Below are 16,208 nucleotides of genomic sequence, written 5' to 3' on the forward strand. Positions count from 1 at the left end.
CAGATATATCATAAATATGAAAAAGCTGCATCATCTTCTTTCATCCAGACTTTACTGTCGGCTTCGGAGTTACACCGAATCATGCCTTGCGGCTCGTGGGCTATACCACCGGTAGGGAATTACACCCTGCCCTGAAGATTGTTGTTCAATTGGGGTTATAATACTCCCCCATGGAATAAATGTCAAGTGAAAAAGTGAAAATCCCTCCTGCAAACTGTTCTGAAACGTCAAAATCCCCACTATTATTATAAAAAAATTTAAATCATGCTTGCAATTCATACTGTTTTGGTATAGTATGAAATCACAAAGATATGTTAGTAAATACTAACCATTAAATTCCCATTTGGGGAATAAAGGAGGTTGATTGATATATGAGTCATTCATTACTTGAAATTAAAGATTTAATTGTTTCTGTGGAAGATAAAATAATACTAAACGGCATTAATCTTACCATAGGTTCGGGAGAACTTCATGTCCTTATGGGACCAAACGGAACTGGTAAATCCACTCTCGTATCTGCCATTATGGGGGATCCCCGGTTTCAGATTGAAAGCGGTCAGATTATTTTAGATGGGAAGGATATCACAGAAATGAAAGCAGACGAGCGAGCAAAAGCCGGTGTCTTTCTTTCATTCCAGGTTCCGGAAGAGATTCCGGGTGTCACTTTGGAAGATTTTCTGCGCACAGCGAAAGGCTCCCTTGAAAAACGTCCTCCAAAGATTCTGCAATTTAAAAAGGAACTGAAAGAACAGATGAAAGCGTTGGATATGGATCCCAGTTATGCGGAACGGTACTTAAATGTTGGCTTTTCCGGCGGTGAAAAAAAGAAAACTGAAATTCTACAGCTTCTTATGCTTCAGCCAAAGCTGGCTCTTTTAGACGAAACGGATTCCGGTCTTGATGTGGATGCAGTCCGTACCGTTACAAAAGGAATCCGTGCTTTTAAAAACCGGAAAAACGGGCTTTTCATCATTACACATAATGCCAGAATTTTAGAAGGTCTTGACGTGGATGTGGTACATGTACTGGAAGGAGGCAAAATAGCCTACACCGGCGGTCAGGAACTGATTTCAAAAATTACACAGAATGGCTTTGGTGTTCTGGGGAAGGGAGATGGACTCCATGAAGGACTTTAAGGAAGAAAAAACAAGAGTCGACCAGGCTGACCGGACCATTTATGATGTAAAAGACAGGCTGGATCCGGCGTTCCTTATGGACTCCGGTATTACTCCGGAGATTGTGAATCAGATTTCAAAGGAAAAAAATGAACCGGAATGGATGCGTCTGTTCCGCCTTAAATCATTGAAATTATATAACGAAATACCGCTTCCCACCTGGGGGCCATCTCTTGACGAGCTGAATATGGATCAGATTGTCACTTATGTCCGTCCCAAATCAACCATGAAAGCCAAGTGGTCCGATGTCCCCGACGATATTAAGGAGACCTTTGAACGTCTTGGAATTCCCAAAGCGGAGCGGAAATCTCTGGCAGGTGTGGGTGCACAGTACGACTCAGAAGTGGTTTACCACAATGTCCGTGCAGAGGTTGCTTCCCAAGGCGTAGTCTATACCGATATTGAAAGCGCTCTTACCGGCCCTTACAGTGAAATGATACGTAAGCATTTTATGAAACTGGTACCTCCGTCTGACCACAAGTTTGCGGCTCTTCACGGAGCAGTCTGGTCCGGAGGTTCTTTTGTTTATGTCCCCGCAGGAGTTTCAGTTGAAATCCCGCTTCAGTCCTATTTCAGGCTTAATGCGCCGGGTGCAGGTCAGTTTGAGCATACGCTGATTATTGTAGAGGAAGGTGCCTATCTTCATTTCATAGAAGGCTGTTCTGCTCCCAGATACTACGTTGCCAATCTGCATGCAGGCTGTGTGGAGCTGTATGTTGGTAAAAATGCAAGACTCCGCTACTCCACCATCGAGAACTGGTCCAAGAATATGTATAATTTAAACACAAAACGCGCCTCAGTGGAGGAAGGCGGGACTGTGGAGTGGATTTCCGGATCCTTTGGCTCTCATATCTCCTATCTATACCCCATGAGTATTTTAAAAGGGAAGAAGGCACGTATGGAGTTTACAGGCATCACATTTGCGGGAGAAGGCCAGAATCTGGATACAGGTGCAAAGGTTCTCCACGCTGCGCCGGATACCACCTCTCATATCTCAACCAAATCCATATCCAGGGATGGAGGCAATTCCACGTTCCGAAGCGTGGTAACTGTAACGGAAAAAGCAGAAGGAAGCAAATCAGCAGTTTCCTGTGAATCACTGATGCTTGACAGTATTTCCCGCTCCGATACCATACCGGTTATGGATATCTCCTGTAATCAGGCAGATATCGGCCATGAGGCAAAAATCGGAAGAATCAGTGAATCCGCGATCTTCTATCTGATGAGCCGCGGTCTGTCCGAGGATGATGCAAGAGCCTTAATCGTAGGCGGTTTTGCAGAACCCATTGCAAAGGAGCTGCCGTTAGAATATGCGGTGGAAATGAACAATCTAATTCATCTTGAAATGAAAGGAAGCATTGGCTGAAAGGAGGAACAAAAATATGAATACACAAATTAATCGGCTCCCCGTTCCTACCTGGAACCGGACCGGAGTAAACTGGCTGGATCAAAAAGCACTGCCTCCTGACAGAGAATATTTACAAGGCAGACACCTTCCTTATGACGGCGTTCTTCCTCATGGAATCACTCTGATGGACCATCTCCCGGCAGATGTTGCTGAAATTAAAAGTGGTATGGGTGAATGGCTGGATGAATTAATCAGAAATGGCGCAGATAAAACCTGTTACTTATTGGGGGATGGCATTTCCAGTGAACCTGTTATCATCACACAGAATCTGGATCTTACCCAGCCGTTTATCAGAACTCATTTTGCAATAAAAACAAAGTCGGGAAGTAACATTACGGTCGTTCAGATTAACAGAGGGGATGCAAAAGACGGTGTTGTTGAAAATTTAACTCAGATAGATGCCCAGGCAGATTCCTTTGTCCGCCTTATCTCCATACAGTTGCTGGGAAAGAACAGCCAGAGCTTTGATGCCGTTGGCGCACGCATTGGAAAAGGTGCAAAAGTAGAACTGATCCGTGCGGTATTTGGCGGAAAAACAGCTGCCTGCGGATCAATGGCTTATCTGGAAGGACAGGGAGGCGGCTACCAGCAGGACACCGCATACTTTACTGATGAGGATCAGATTTTCGACTTTAATGACATTGCCAGCCACATTGGCCGGGAAACAATTAGTGAAATGCATACCGCCGGAGTTCTTTCAGGCCGCAGCAGCAAGATTTTAAGAGGAACCATTGACTTTAAAGCAGGATCTGCACATTCCGTCGGACACGAAAATGAAACCGTGCTTCTCTTAAGTCCCAGTGCCAGAAACAGGACAGTTCCCTTAATCCTTTGTGGCGAAGAGGCTGTGGAAGGACAGCATGCAGCCACTCTGGGCAGGTTTGATGAGAAACAGCTCTACTATCTCTGTTCCAGAGGACTTAGTCTGATGGAGGCAAAGCGTATGCTGGTAGAAGCCCGTTTTATGCCGGTGCTTAATAAAATCACTCAGGACGATCTGCGCCAGGAAATTCTGACTATGATTGAAAGGAGGCTTGATGAACATGAAATCAGTTCGTGATCAGTTTCCCATACTTTCCGTCCCGGAAAATGAAAAGAGACTGATATATTTAGATAATGCAGCAACTTCTTTCAAGCCTCTGTCCGTTTTAAAGGCAGTGGATGATTATTACCGCATGGATAATGCCAATCCACACAGGGGCGTTTACACTCTGGGTGTCCGCTCCACAGATATTCATGAAAACGCCAGACTGACCGCAGCCCGCTTTGTAAACGCCAGCCCGGAGGAAATTATTTTCACCCAGAATGCTACAGAAGCCCTCAATCTGGTCGCTTACAGCTACGGCATGGAGTTCTTAAAAGAGGGTGACGAAATTCTTATCTCCGTGGCGGAACATCACAGCAACCTGGTTCCCTGGCAAAGAGTTGCAAAACACACAGGTTCCAGGCTGGTTTATCTATATCCAGGACCAGACGGGCGGATCACAGAAGAAGAACTGGATCAGAAAATAAACCCACGCACAAGGCTGATTGCCATTGCCCAAGTATCAAATGTTCTGGGTACGGAAGCACCGGTAAAATCCATTGTGAAACGTGCCCGTTTACATGGTGCTGCAGTGGTTTTAGACTGCGCCCAGAGTGTATCCCATATGCCGGTTGATGTGAAAGAGCTGGATGTGGATTTTGCAGCATTTTCCGGTCATAAAATGTACGCTCCCATGGGCATCGGCGTTCTATACGGCAAAAAAGAACTGCTTGATAAAATGCCCCCGTTTTTAAGCGGAGGTGATATGATTGCAAACGTCCATGAACAGACATCTACCTATGCAGAAGTCCCCCGCCGTTTCGAGGCAGGAACGAGAAATGTAGGCGGAGAAGCAGGTCTTGCTGCAGCCATAGAATATATGAACTCCATCGGCTGGGAAACAATTCGTACCCATGAACACGCGCTGATGGATCAGGCCTTGAAAGGTCTGAATGCTCTGCCCTATATTACCGTATATGGAAGTACAAACAGCAGTGACCGTCATGGGGTTATCTCCTTTAATGTAGATGGAGTTCATCCCCATGATACAGCAACAATTCTGGATTCAGAAGGAATTGCAGTGCGTGCCGGTCATCACTGTGCGCAGCCATTAATGGAATACCTTGGAATCGGTTCCTGTGTCCGGGCAAGCATAGCCATCTACAATACAAAGGAAGATATTTCGGTATTTTTAAATAGCTTAGGACAGGTAAGGAGGTGGATGGGTTATGGAGCTTAACGCTTTATATAATCAGATTATTGTGGAAAACAGCCGTTCCAATCAAAACCGCCATAAAGTATCTGATGCGACAGCAAGTCTGGAAGGAGTCAACCCCAGCTGCGGCGATGACATCATTCTGGAACTTCGGGTGAAGGACGGAATCATTGAAGATGCAGGTTTTACCGGAGAAGGCTGTGCCATTTCCCAGGCTTCTGCCTCTCTCATGATTGATCTTATTCTTGGAAAGCCGATAGAGGAGGCACAGAAACTGCTTCAGACCTTTCTCGGAATGATAAAAGGAGAAATATCAGATGAGGAGCAGTTGGAATTTCTGGAGGATGCAGTTGCTCTCAAGGGAATCTCCCATATGCCGGGCAGAGTGAAATGCGCTGTCCTTCCCTGGCATACGTTAATGGGAATCCTTGATGAAAAGGAAACAGAGAATAAATAATGACAGCAAAAAAGTCCGGAGTCGGTTTTGGAAGTGTATCCTGAAACCGACTCCGGATTTCTTTATTTTTATTCTATCAATTACTTTTCAGCAAACTTTTCAACAATTTTAAGAAGCAGTTTTACTACCTTTTCCATAGACTGAACCGGAACAAATTCAAATTTCCCATGATAATTGTATCCACCGGTGCAAAGGTTTGGACAGGGAAGTCCTTCGTAGGATAAGCGTGCGCCATCCGTGCCGCCTCTGATCGGAGTAACCAGCGGCTCAATACCCAGATCTTCCATGGCAGTTTTTGCAATGTCGATCAGGTACATATGGGGCTCAATCTTCTCCTTCATGTTAAAATAGCTGTCTTTTAAAATCAGCTCAACTGTCCCGCTTTGATATCTGTGGTTTAAATAATCTGCCACACGGGTCATAAATTCTTTCTTATCTTCAAACTTCTTCTTGCTGTGATCACGGATAATATAATCCAGTCTGGCTTCTTCCACAGATCCGCTCATAGAATCCAGGTGGTAGAATCCTTCGTATCCTTCGGTATACATTGGATTTTCCGCAGACGGAAGCATGTTGTGAAATTCCATTCCCATTAAAAGTGCATTTCTCATTCTACCTTTGGAAGAACCGGGATGGATGCTGGATCCATGAATTAAAACTCTGGCAGAAGCAGCATTGAAGTTTTCATACTCCAGCTCTCCTAACCCACCGCCATCCACGGTATAAGCAACATCAGCAGCAAATCCTTTTACATCAAAGAAATCTGCTCCTCTGCCCACTTCTTCATCCGGTGTAAATCCAATTCGGATGGTTCCATGAGGAATCTCCGGATGGGCAAGTAAGTATTCCGCCATAGTCATGATCTCAGCCACACCAGCCTTATCATCTGCTCCTAACAGAGTAGTCCCATCTGTAGTGATAATATCCTGTCCGATATATTTTAATAAATCCGGAAAATCTTCCGGACTCATGGTAAGTCCTGTATCCGCATTCATCAGAATATTTTTACCATCATAATTCTTTACGATCTGCGGCTTCACATTGGCTCCTGAGTATGCCGGTGAGGTATCCATGTGAGCGATAAATCCCAGTACAGGGACTGCTTTATCTATGGTTGCCGGGATGGTAGCATACACATAGCTGTGCTCGTCAATTCTTACGTCTGCGGCCTTCATGGCCTGCAGTTCTTTTACCAGTTCTTCCGCAAGTATCCGCTGTTTGGATGTACTTGGAACAGCATCAACCTCATCCTTTGACTGGGTATCATAGGATACATATTTTAAAAAATGATTGATCACTTCTGACATTGTTAATCGCCTCTTTTTCAATATTTTTCTGGTAACGGCGTATATGAATTCAGCCGGATCCAGTTCTCCTGAAGGTTCTGTATTCTCCGGTAGTATTCTCCAGATCAACCGGAAAAATTACCAGAAAGGACCATTTGGATTTCCTTATTATACCATAAGGCGCTTTTAATGTCTATGCAGCCAGATAAACCATAATTGTAATTGTATTATCGGTTTCTATTCTATTTCATCATCATTCACTGTAATCAATTTAGAATTATCTAAATATTCACCCAGCATAATTTTTACACCAGACTCCTTTAAGAAAAACATACTATCCTCTTTTAATATATTTTTTATTATAGAGATAATCCACGAATCCGCTATACTACGAAACTTTTGCTGCAACTGTATTAACATATCATTTATTTCATGCCTTAACACCCGGGTCTGCTTATTGAATTTTTCAATGATTTCTTTTTCAATGTTATAATAACAATCAAATATATATTTAAAATCCCATAATTCTGTGCAATCAATTTCTGAAACGCAGTCTCTTGTATCGTAGAAATCGATTCTATAGCATGGAGAGTGATCAAGGAAGCTTGAATGTAAGAATGATAAATATACCCATTCCAGTATTCCTTCCTCGCCGGTATCTTGAAATTTTATGTATTGACCGTAAATCTTATTAAGTACAATTTTTAGACTATCAGTAATTTCAGCGATATATAAATCAATTTCTTTTTCTATCATCTCTGAATACCAAAGATAACGATTATCTGCAATATCCTGTAGCTCATTTATGACTTTATTTTTCAAATTAACTTCATTTATCAATTATTAATACTCCTTATTTTAATAGATTTGGGATATTACAGTAGCCATAGCCAATACAATTGCACCTACAATAACGTCCCCGAATTGCAATAAAAAAGAAAAAACAATTGCACTCCATATAGAAGCGCCTTTACACTCCACAGAATTTGCTAATTTTTGAATTGTACTTAGTTTTTTTTCATCTTCCCAATGTGAAGCATCAATTCTCTTTTTTATCTTCCGCCAGTAGATGGAATCAGCCAGCTTTCCGATTATCAGGAATTTTACAATCCAGAGTAAAAATAGCAACAGTCCGGCAGAATCTTTGCTATATATTATTCTAGCTAAAACTAACATATAAATAATAAACGAAGTAAATAATGTTATTATAGAAGAAATGAACCACAATAAAATTCCTTCTATCCACATCATTCGATAAGCAAACCATAATGGACCAAAAAATGCAGCTGCTCCATTAAATTTTTTCTTTTTATCAATTTGTCTGAATCTCTTTAAATACTCTTCTTGATTTTTTTCCAGATGTCCTCTAATTTCTGATATCGAATATCCACCTATCTGGCTTTCATCATACTCCATGTTCATATTTTCTCGATTCCCCCATTTTTATATTAAGTCTGTCTCCACCTGTTTCACCTACTACTGAGAGCAATTTTCATAATCTAAATCTGTTTGTACAAGATTTTGTAAACAGATTTTAACATGTCTTTGTACAAATAATAGATCATCAAAGGAGATGTTCTTTTTATAAGCTACTTCTGCATAGCACAGAACATTATAGCTTTTATCTTGATATGAACAACACTCTGATAAAATTGTGAATGCACAGGCTTTTTATTCTTCCATAACTGATAGATCTAGAACTGTCTTTAAATGATATTTTGCATTATTAAATTTTCTAAAAAAAAACAACACCTAATGCATTTCACGATTTAGAGTCACGCTCCATTCCTTTTTAACTTATAGGCCCAAACTTTTTACAATAATTATTGAGAGCATGATTATAGTTATTACAAAACTAAGTATTGCTTGTACTCTCCATACATATTCTTTACCACAAACAAAAAATTCTTCAGGATTATTTCTATTATATTTTATAATTACCGTTTTCCCTATTGGTATAGATTCTGGTGAATCTTCACCAAAAGGAAATTCTATTCTATATATAATATTGTTAACTTCATATTGGTAGATCGGATAATATGTATAGATTTTATTTAATTTATAATTATGATATGATTCATTAATATTAATTATTTGGGCTTCTGTTCTTCCTTCATATTTATGTGTTTTTATACTATTAATTATAGCTGCTATAAATAGTGAAAAAGAACTTATAAATAAAAAAAATAAAATAATCATATAATATATGCTCCCAAATTTATATTTTTGTTTTTAATAAATAATGGATTCTGTTTCTGTTATAGTAAATTACCACATAAAATCAGTTTGTTCACCTTTTTTAAATACTCCGTCCTCATAAATTTTATACTTTATATTAGTTTTGTTGTCACTAGGAACTTTTTGCGAAAAGTTAGATTTTTGTATTGGTTTATTATTAGGTATATACTCTCCTTCTTTATCTCCCATGATATTATATGTACCTGTAAATTGATATTCTTCATAATATGTACTTATAGTAATTTTAATTTCTCCTACAAAATTTGCATAGGAATTATATAAAATATCTTCTAATATGCTAAATAAAGTTACAGTATTAGAATATTGAGTGAGTACTTCACCAACTACATCATATGTTGCTTTTTTCATAATTTCCTTCATTATTTTAGTATTATGATATACGACATTACTAAGCGCTTCAATGGAGTTCACATTGTCTAATGTTAAAAAATTTTCTGATTCAATAATATCAGCTACAGATAAAACAATAGTTAATCCGACTCCGATCCATTCATAAGGACCTGATATTAAGGTCATTGCGTTAGCCGCTGCTTCCCCATATTTTGCCTGTTTTAACACTTCTTTAGCAGGTCGAATTTTAATCTCTACATGTGGAGCCGGCTTTCTTGCCTTTTCACATTCCTCATCAATAATATAATTAGGCTTTGCTTCTTCTAATCCTGTTGCATATAAAATAATTCCATGAACAATATTGAATGCTTTAATTCTAGAAAACCGCTGATCACGATTGGAACTTTTTATATAATCCCCATGTATACGATCCTCAGCAAACCTAAGCAGATCTATAATATTTGCCTCTATTCTGCCTTTACTGATATTCACCCAACTTCCATTCTGTACTACCTTAACAATACCGCCACATCTGCAAACCAAAAAGGAATCTTCAGTCACAACCGGTCGCTCATAAATATTACTTCTTAACTTGCCTATTTCTGTACTTATTGTATTGAAATTAGTATAAATATTCTGTATCTCCTGCTCCAACTCGCTTCTTTTATCTTCAATTCCATGTTTTCTAGCAATAGATTCAAAACCTTTAATACTTGTTAATACAACGGAGGACTTACTTCTTAATTTACTAATTTCTGACAATACAACATCCATGTCATCAATATAAACAAGATCTGAATCATTATCTTCATCTGCACTATATACTGATGTAATATTTGAATTTGCCCATTCACTTACATCTTTTATATAATCATTTACATTCTTGATTATCTCAGACTGTGCCTCCAATTCCTTATTAAGAATTTTTCTTTTTTCTTCTTTTCTTTCTCTTTTCTTCTTTTCATTTTCATCAAAATAATCTAATAGATTCTTTGAAACCGCCGGCTTTGCATCTTTCCAATTCGATGAGCCTAAATTCCCCTTTCCTTCTTTGCCCATTGTTAATGCATATGCTAGGTCTGGCGCAAAGCCTTCATCCTTTATATATTTATTAGAACCCTGCTTTAATTTTACAAGGGACTCCTTAATTTGTTTCATATAACTTCCTTGCAATTTCTTCATTTGCGCTATTACTTCAAGTTTATTGCTCATTCTGGTCTTATCATCTGTATTAAACCAACTGTCTATTAACTCCAGCACACAAGGATAATTACGGCCTTGTTTTGGAATACCCTGTTGATTCATAGCAGCTGTTACACAATCCGAATAATACAAAAATTTATTCTGTAAAGCCTGATATTGAGGGCTTTCCACAGGGTAAAGCTTCTTACTCTTGTTTAGATTACAAATAATGTCATTCATAGCATTGACATAATTATCAGCCTGACAGCACCCAAATTTGTCCAGATTTATAAAAGGCTCGCAGTCGATATCCCTGATAAACGGACTATCCTTGCCAAATACACCATTATTCTTATCTGTTGCATTTAAAAGCCTGTAATACTCAAAACATTCTGTGTCCAGCTTTTTGCATTTTGACGGAGCCTGCCTCGCACAGGAGCACATAACATATGACGAATCCAAAAGATAATTAGGTTTCTGTTTTCCACTCAAATTTTTCATAATCGCTTCCCCTATCAATTGTATATATTAATTTAACAGCAGTACACGCTCCAGCGTCAATTTCCTAATATTCCTTCTAAGAAGACTCTCTGCCACATCCAGACGAATAATGATAATATCTGTATCAATACCAGCTATCTTAAATACACTGTGATCCTCAGCATCGCTTGCGTTAATAATCAACGTTCCCAGTTTATTTCTATTTCTTACAGCCTTGTACTCATCAGGCAGACAGTCAATTTTAACAAATAAAGGTGCGTAATAATTACAACTGCTCCCGTCCAAATTATTTAAAATACATACCGTCTTAAATTGCAGAGAACGCTCATAGATAGAAAATACCTTTTTTACCTCCTCACTAACAAGGAACAATTGACTATCCAATACATCTATATAATCAAGCGGGTATTGGGATCTTGCAAATCCCACATTAATATTCGCTATATTTGAAGCATTTTCTAATGACATGGCTGCTCTGCGATTAACAATATCATTTAAGTTTATAATAACTGGTGTGTGCATGTAGCTTTTATCTTCTTTTATCCAAAAGTAATCCATGAAACCTCCTATTGATACTGAATTGTGAGTCCGGTATGGCTGATTCCATCAGAGATCATCAATGAGTTATTATTTTCGCGGAAAATGATTCCTCTTCCCGCAACGATACTGGTTTCCCCTCCACTGGCAAACTCCACAGATTCCGATGCTGTTATTTTTACTGCCTTGTTACTATTAATCATAATCCCCTTTTCATCATCCAGTACAATGGATAATCCTTTATGGTTGGTAATCATTATTTTTTCGGGGGTGAAACGTATCTCTTTGTCATGTTTTGTTCTTATGGATTTTTCCTCTGGATTTTTCCGCAAATCACAATCACTTTCCGTATGAACTGCATTTATTACGTATGCATGATTTGCATTTTCATCCGGAAAATGTAGTCGGATTCTATCTCCTATTTCTGGCATACAATACCACCCGGTACCTTCTGGTGATGAGTAAACAGAAGCAAATGGAAACCAGACAGTATCCTCATTATTAACTTTACAACCATAGTTACAATTGATCCGTACTACATCATTTTTTACTTTTGAAACTTCCCCCATAAATGAGGCCCCTATTATTCTTTCATTTCCATAGGTTTTAACCTGAAAGTCTTGTTTCCCACGTAAACGATATCTATGTATTAATTCCTGCTTATGGAGTCTGCTTTCAATTTCATATACATACAATCTGTGACCATGAAATTCCACAGGTGTGCATAAATTAAGAATCTCCCTGGATTCTACAATATATTCCTGTACATGATCTGTAATATTCACTTCATAAAATGCTACATCCAATTCTGCATCATCTTTCGTGGGTAATCCAAAAAAGAAGCAGATGTGGCTGTTCGTACAATCCGGAACCAATACCGTATTTAAGAAGCTTGCCAGTCTTTTTAAAAACTGCCAGTCTGTCTCCCTATATTGCGCTATGATATTGCATGGTTTTTCGCTTACGCGGTTCATAATAACACTGGCATTTTTATTATCGGAAACAATATAACGTACAATTTCTTTATATGTCTGTTTTTTATTATAAAAAAACCGAACTTTTTCTGTTGAGTCTAATAAGGTCGTTTTTGAAATTGCATGAATTTCCAGTTTAGTTAAAAAGCCTTCTTCCGTATTTGATATTTTATCAGTTATTCCACGAAAAAAAGTATGTACCTCTCCATCATCGTCTGTTATTTCAATTGTAATTTCCGTATCAGGCATACATTTACTTAATACATCCTTATCATTTATATAACCGGATATATACGCCCGCATATGCTCATTAACCTCTTTTTTTATCTGGCATTCTATAATTTCTATCATAGGAAATGGTTTTATATTGATACCTATCGCTTTCATCATGACTTTTCCTTTCCGTGAATTGTATTTAACAGCTCCAGCATAACCGGTTTCCATTCCATCCATTCTTCATAAGGACAATTAAAAAGTCCTAAAAGAAATCTTTCTTTTATTACTGTTATGGACAAAATATTATATACAGCTCCATCAAGAGTATGACTTTTAAATTCCATCCAGCCACACCGGTATTCGTCGCTTTCAATATGCCCTCTTCCCATAAACTTGTTTGCAGGCTGAGCAGTTGTAATCATAATTTGAAATTGATTTAATGTACCATCAATCTTCTCAGCTTCAATCTCCTGCTCAAAAAGGCTAAAAGTAAAATTAACCTCCCCTTCCTCATCTGTCATAATGAGCTGAGGTCTGTCCACTGACGGGTACTTTTTCGCTGCCAGTCCCGGATCCATCTGCGTAAACTCTTCCGGCATCATGATTTTAAAAAAGGAAAGCAGCTCCATTTGATGAAAATTTATAAGACTATCACCAACATACATACCTGTTTCACTGTTCACATACTTACTCTTCTTTTGCTCATTTCGCATTAATGCAATTTGTTCATCCTTATATTTCATGGTTCCTCCCAATTAAAAAATTCACGAATTTCTTCCCAAAAATATTAAGTCAGATACCTGATGCTCTTTACTCGGATTTTGAAATGATGGTAATCCACCTAATATAGCGGAAGAAGCAGCTGTCGCAGTCATTCCCTGAGGAATACCTCCAATAATATTCGTTGCATATTGGTATGAATTACTGATTCCATAGTTCTTACACACCGGCTCAGGTTTGTGCCCCAATTTGTGAGGAAGCCCGCTGATCACCGCTTTCTCTGTTGTCATTCGCATTTCATTTCCTGCAAGATTAATACAATCTCCAGATTTTTTATTTTCAAAATGGTATCCCAGCGGAGTATCCATTGTTACATTACCGCCTGTTCGTAACTTAATACTATTTTTTGCATTAATGCAGATATCCTTTTTAGAAAACATATTAATACCCAATTGATCCGATAATGCCATGCTTATTTGACTGACCTCACTTGATAAATTCATCTGAGTTGATTGTATATCTAATCTTTTTCCTTCTTTTGTCTGAAAGGTTTTTTCAGATGCATCCGGATAATCTATCTTTTCATTTACACTTCCTATCACAATCCCGCTGTTTTCCATTTCATTCGAAAAATACAACTGAACCCTTGTACCTTTTTCTGGCATCGCATACATAATATTACCTGATACGGGAACATATTCAAATGCGAATAACTCTTCTTCAAGAGGATCCCCATTTCGGTCTAAATCCATATTAACTTTTATGTGTTCCTTGGATGTCCATTTAACGGTTCCTTTCAGACACAGACCACATATCCTATGGTTATAAAATGGCTTCATTCCGGCTGCGGCTTCAGAACCAAGTTTATATTCTACTTGGATTAAACCGTTTTTAAAACTGACATGTTTAGAAGTAACTGTCTTCTTGGAATTTTTAAACCACACTTTATCTCCAAGCATATAACTGAGGCTTCCGGTAACAGTATATATACGAAAATCTTCATAATTACATTCATACAATAACCTTTTCTTTCGGTATTCCCCCCATTCTATTTGACATTTATAATCATTTGTGTCTTCTAATCGATATTGTTTTCCTCCGATTACTCCAACTGATATCTGGGGGTACTCACCAGTGATTTCAGGTATAACAACAGAACCAAATTGGCTTGCAATTCGTTTACAAAATTCCCAATCAGTTTCCTCGTATTGCAATAATGGGGTATTAATTTCTAATCCGCTCCCACAAGTAAATAAAATATTGCGCCCTTTTCCAGAAACAATATCAAACATTTGCCGATAGGTCATATGTTTATTCTGATAAAAATAACACTTCTTAACTTTATCAAACTCGTAGCTTGAAGATATACATTTAAACTTTACACGACAATCTTCTCCTTTAAATATGAGTCTTGATTGTTGTATGATTCCTGTAAATACAGGGATTTTCACTCCTTCTTCTTCACAGATAAGGGATATTTTCTTCCCAATTAAATTACTGTGACATTCATCGGTTATATTATCCATTAATCCTTCTAATTTGAGAATGGCATGTTCGTTCATTTCTGCGTTCATCTCAAAACTCAATACTTGATTTAATTCTACTGCGCCTGTCACAAATATCTTATCCATACTTATCCCAACCAATATGCCGCCCCCTTCGCATAAATAATCCTGTTACCAAAAACACGCCTAACTAATCACTTTTAGATGGTATGTATCTACTAATATTTACCATTTTACGACACAAATTTCAACCCAAGTGCCAAAATTGTACACGTTAACTTCCAAAATTGTACTTTGCACAGTCGAAAGAGCCAACCTTTCATTATAATGAGAGGTTGACTCTTTCGATATAGTTTCTGAATCTGCAGATCTAAGGGCATATATTATTGCAGTCTAAGTTACGTATTGGCATTGATACCCATACAGTATAACCGCTGCACTCTTACAGCTCTGATGTCCTCAAAATGATTGAACGTCATCAGCTCCTGCCTATTTATTCATATGCTTTTCATATGCTTTTGAAACAGCTTTAAATGCATTGACTCTCCCATGACCGGTATAATTATCAAAACCTTTAGCACCAATGTCATCTGCAGTATTTCGGATTATCTCTTCGACTTCACTTGCTTTTAGTTCTGGAGCAACGGAAAGCATAAGTGCAGCGACTCCTGCAACATGCGGGGTTGCTGCAGACGTACCGTTAAAATCTTCTACGTAATTATTAGAAGTATAGCCGTCATTATTCATAATATCAGTTGTGAAAATATGAACACCCGGAGCTGCTACATCAACTTCCGGGCCATAATTACTACCCCAGAAATATTCACCGTCTCTACTTGTCTTACTTTTTCTTTCACCATACTCATTACATGCTGCAACAGTTATAACATTATCTAATCTGCCAGGATAAGAAACGCTGCCATCATCGTTGCCAGCTGCAAAACAAACAACGCAGCCTTTTCCATTTCGGCCATTTCGTTTGGCATAATTTATTGCATTTGTAATTGTTTGGCTATCTTCTCCGCCTCCCCAGCTGTTACTAAGGACATCCGCTCCTCTGTCCACAGATTTAACAATTCCATCTGCAATTTTTGCATCATCAGTAACCCATAATCTTTCGCCACCTTCAATAACTCCATATGCAATTCTTACTCCCATTATTTTACATTCCGGAGCCACGCCGGCGATTCCTTTATTATTATTACTTTTTGCGGCCGCTATGCCTGCACAGGCAGTTCCATGGGCATCAGCACTTTTAGGAGTTGGATCATTACGCTTATAACAAGCATCATACCCGGTTACCAGTTTATCGGATACATTTAAATCTTCATGTTTGTAATCCACACCTTCATCAATGATAGCAATAATAATATCTTTATTTCCTTTTGTAATTTTCCATGCTTCTGAAATATGGATGT

Annotated in this window: 15 protein-coding genes and 1 riboswitch; of the genes, 5 read left to right on the forward strand and 10 right to left on the reverse strand. The window is 38.4% G+C overall.

Annotated features, from left to right (window positions below; all coding sequences use genetic code 11):
* Positions 1 to 28: 28 nt before the first annotated feature.
* Positions 29 to 143: riboswitch (FMN riboswitch) on the reverse strand.
* A 228-nt stretch (positions 144 to 371) separates the two neighbouring features.
* From sufC to sufU, 5 genes are read left to right on the forward strand one after another with little or no spacing between them, the layout of a single operon-like run.
* Positions 372 to 1,136, forward strand: a complete 765-nt coding sequence (gene sufC / locus ACOAOT_RS25155; RefSeq protein WP_420219494.1) for a Fe-S cluster assembly ATPase SufC — start codon at positions 372 to 374, stop codon at positions 1,134 to 1,136.
* The gene (gene sufB / locus ACOAOT_RS25160) at positions 1,123 to 2,541 is read left to right on the forward strand and encodes a Fe-S cluster assembly protein SufB (protein ID WP_420219495.1); all 1,419 of its coding nucleotides are present in this window, start codon (positions 1,123 to 1,125) and stop codon (positions 2,539 to 2,541) included. The genes sufC and sufB overlap by 14 nt, the downstream gene beginning before the upstream one ends.
* A 16-nt stretch (positions 2,542 to 2,557) precedes the next feature.
* Positions 2,558 to 3,643: a SufB/SufD family protein gene (locus ACOAOT_RS25165; RefSeq protein ID WP_420219496.1), complete on the forward strand. Its 1,086-nt coding sequence runs from the start codon at positions 2,558 to 2,560 to the stop codon at positions 3,641 to 3,643.
* Entirely contained in the window at positions 3,621 to 4,847 is a 1,227-nt protein-coding gene (locus ACOAOT_RS25170; RefSeq protein WP_420219497.1) for a cysteine desulfurase, read from the forward strand. Before ACOAOT_RS25165 ends, ACOAOT_RS25170 begins: the two co-directional genes overlap by 23 nt.
* Positions 4,837 to 5,280 carry a Fe-S cluster assembly sulfur transfer protein SufU gene (gene sufU / locus ACOAOT_RS25175; RefSeq protein WP_420219498.1) on the forward strand — a complete coding sequence of 148 codons (444 nt, stop codon included), beginning with the start codon at positions 4,837 to 4,839 and terminating at the stop codon, positions 5,278 to 5,280. The genes ACOAOT_RS25170 and sufU overlap by 11 nt, the downstream gene beginning before the upstream one ends.
* An 80-nt stretch (positions 5,281 to 5,360) precedes the next feature.
* Here sufU and pepT read toward each other — a convergent pair whose 3' ends face one another.
* The 10 genes from pepT to ACOAOT_RS25225 form a co-directional block, all read right to left on the reverse strand.
* Entirely contained in the window at positions 5,361 to 6,587 is a 1,227-nt protein-coding gene (gene pepT / locus ACOAOT_RS25180; protein ID WP_420219499.1) for a peptidase T, read from the reverse strand.
* A 216-nt stretch (positions 6,588 to 6,803) separates the two neighbouring features.
* Complete coding sequence (locus ACOAOT_RS25185; RefSeq protein ID WP_420219500.1) at positions 6,804 to 7,406, reverse strand: hypothetical protein; 603 nt, start codon at positions 7,404 to 7,406, stop codon at positions 6,804 to 6,806.
* 18 nt (positions 7,407 to 7,424) lie between these two features.
* Positions 7,425 to 7,988 carry a DUF2628 domain-containing protein gene (locus tag ACOAOT_RS25190; RefSeq protein WP_420219501.1) on the reverse strand — a complete coding sequence of 188 codons (564 nt, stop codon included), beginning with the start codon at positions 7,986 to 7,988 and terminating at the stop codon, positions 7,425 to 7,427.
* Between the two features lie 375 nt (positions 7,989 to 8,363).
* A complete protein-coding gene (locus ACOAOT_RS25195) occupies positions 8,364 to 8,765 on the reverse strand; it encodes a DUF3592 domain-containing protein (protein WP_420219502.1) in 402 nt (133 codons plus the stop codon).
* A gap of 69 nt (positions 8,766 to 8,834) precedes the next feature.
* Complete coding sequence (locus ACOAOT_RS25200; RefSeq protein WP_420219503.1) at positions 8,835 to 10,838, reverse strand: hypothetical protein; 2,004 nt, start codon at positions 10,836 to 10,838, stop codon at positions 8,835 to 8,837.
* A 27-nt stretch (positions 10,839 to 10,865) separates the two neighbouring features.
* A complete protein-coding gene (locus ACOAOT_RS25205; RefSeq protein WP_420219504.1) occupies positions 10,866 to 11,396 on the reverse strand; it encodes a hypothetical protein in 531 nt (176 codons plus the stop codon).
* Positions 11,397 to 11,404: 8 nt separating this feature from the next.
* On the reverse strand, positions 11,405 to 12,739 hold the full coding sequence (locus ACOAOT_RS25210; protein WP_420219505.1) for a contractile injection system protein, VgrG/Pvc8 family: 1,335 nt from the start codon (positions 12,737 to 12,739) through the stop codon (positions 11,405 to 11,407).
* Positions 12,736 to 13,308: a hypothetical protein gene (locus ACOAOT_RS25215; protein ID WP_420219506.1), complete on the reverse strand. Its 573-nt coding sequence runs from the start codon at positions 13,306 to 13,308 to the stop codon at positions 12,736 to 12,738. The genes ACOAOT_RS25210 and ACOAOT_RS25215 overlap by 4 nt, the downstream gene beginning before the upstream one ends.
* A gap of 21 nt (positions 13,309 to 13,329) precedes the next feature.
* Positions 13,330 to 14,916, reverse strand: coding sequence for a hypothetical protein (locus ACOAOT_RS25220; RefSeq protein WP_420219507.1), 1,587 nt, complete (start codon positions 14,914 to 14,916; stop codon positions 13,330 to 13,332).
* A 363-nt stretch (positions 14,917 to 15,279) separates the two neighbouring features.
* Positions 15,280 to 16,208 (reverse strand): S8 family peptidase (locus tag ACOAOT_RS25225; RefSeq protein ID WP_420219508.1); only part of this gene is annotated, 929 nt, incomplete at its 5' end.

The sequence above is a fragment of the Lacrimispora struthionigena genome (genome assembly GCF_048627165.1).
Classification (GTDB): Bacteria; Bacillota; Clostridia; order Lachnospirales; family Lachnospiraceae; genus Lacrimispora.